Raw genomic sequence first — 1,995 nt, 5'->3', positions numbered from 1 at the left:
ATCCACGGATCTACGCTCGCTTGCAGCTCCCCGTGGCTTTTCGCAGCTTGCCACGTCCTTCTTCGCCTCCCGTCGCCTAGGCATCCTCCGTAAGCCCTTTTTACCTTGACCTTATCTTTCACTATGCATTTGTCAATGAGCTGGTGGAGTAGAGGGGACTTGAACCCCTAACCTTCTGCGTGCAAGGCAGACGCTCTCCCAGTTGAGCTACTACCCCAACTCCTTCACTACTGAACAGAGACACCCATTCTTCTTTCTCCTTAGAAAGGAGGTGATCCAGGCGCACCTTCCGGTACACCTACCTTGTTACGACTTAGCCCCCCTCGCTGACTCCACCCTCAATAGCCGCCCTCCTTTCGGTTAGGCTAACCATCTTCGGGCGTTTCCAACTCGGGTGGCTTGACGGGCGGTGTGTACAAGACCCGGGAACGTATTCACCGCAGTGTGGCTGACCTGCGATTACTAGCGATTCCGGCTTCATGCAGTCGGGTTTCAGACTGCAATCTGAACTGGGGCAGGGTTTCTGGGATTCGCTTAACCTCTCGGTCTCGCTGCCCTCTGTCCCTGCCATTGTAGCGCGTGTGTCGCCCAGGACATAAGGGGCACGATTACCTGACGTCATCCCCTCCTTCCTCCGCCTCGTCGGCGGCTGTCCCGTTAGAGTCCCCACCTCTACGTGCTGGTAACTAACGGCAAGGGTTGCGCTCGTTGCGGGACTTAACCCAACACCTCACGGCACGAGCTGACGACGGCCGTGCACCACCTGTGTGGGCTCCTGATACCGAAGTATCAGGTCCCAACTATCTCTAGTTGGTACCACCCACATGTCAAGCCCTGGTAAGGTCCTTCGCTTAGCTTCGAATTAAACCACACGCTCCACCGCTTGTGCGGGTCCCCGTCAATTCCTTTGAGTTTCATCCTTGCGGACGTACTCCCCAGGCGGCCCACTTATCGCCTTAGCTTCAGCACGAACGGTACTACCGCTCACACCTAGTGGGCATCGTTTACGGCTAGGACTACCCGGGTATCTAATCCGGTTTGCTCCCCTAGCTTTCGGGCCTCAGCGTCAGGTTTACCCCAGGAGACCGTCTTCACCACCGGCCTTCTTACCAGTATCTACGGATTTCACCCCTACACTGGTAATTCCGTCTCCCTCTAGTAACCTCAAGTTTCCCAGTTTCAGACGCAGTTCCCTGGTTGAGCCAGGGTATTTTACATCTGACTTAAGAAACCGCCTACACCCCCTTTACGCCCAGTGATTCCGGGCAACGCTCGCCCCCTACGTATTACCGCGGCTGCTGGCACGTAGTTAGCCGGGGCTTTTCCTTTCCTACCCTCATCGGTTAGTCATTCCCTCCTAACCTTATTGTTCGGAAAGTTCAGGAGTTTACGTCCCGAAAGACTTCGTCCTCCACGCGGCGTCGCTGGATCAGGGTTTCCCCCATTGTCCAATATTCCCCACTGCTGCCTCCCGTAGGAGTGGGGGCCGTGTCTCAGTCCCCCTGTGGCCGGCCACGCTCTCACGCCGGCTACCCGTCGTCGGCTTGGTAGGCCTTTACCCTACCAACTACCTGATGGGTCGCAGGCAGCTCCTCCAGCCATGCCGTAGCACGTTTTCACCTCTCGGTCTTATCCGGTATTAGCCACCGTTTCCAGTGGTTGTCCCGGTCTGGAGGACACCTTCCTACGCGTTACTCACCCGTTCGCCACTAGTACTACTCCCCGTAGGGAGCCTCCTCGTTCGACTTGCATGTGTGAAGCACGCCGCCAGCGTTCGCCCTGAGCCAGGATCAAACCCTCCATCCAAGATTTCGAGTTCGATCTTAACTCTTCTCTTCTTTCCTTCCGCTGGGTGCCTCTGTTCACTTGTCAAGGAGCTTCTTCCTTTTCTTCCACTCCGCAAACTCTTCGTCCGCGTCCGAGTATATATATTACCACCTTTCTCCCACTTTGTCAACTTACAATACTGTTAATTTCGTTAATCGTTTGTGAATT

1 tRNA gene and 2 rRNA genes are annotated in these 1,995 nt (G+C 55.5%); all 3 read right to left on the bottom strand.

From position 1 onward, the window contains the following. Positions 1–111 (bottom strand): 23S ribosomal RNA (locus ACYQ44_RS10305); the annotation flags it as partial. Positions 112–141: 30 nt separating this feature from the next. Next, a tRNA-Ala gene (locus ACYQ44_RS10300) sits at positions 142–217 on the bottom strand. A gap of 47 nt (positions 218–264) precedes the next feature. Further along, positions 265–1,806, bottom strand: a 16S ribosomal RNA gene (locus ACYQ44_RS10295). Positions 1,807–1,995 lie beyond the last annotated feature (189 nt).

The organism is Marinitoga arctica (genome assembly GCF_054657315.1).
The sequence above is the reverse complement of the archived record's forward strand: the minus strand, read 5'-3'. Positions and strand labels throughout refer to the sequence as shown.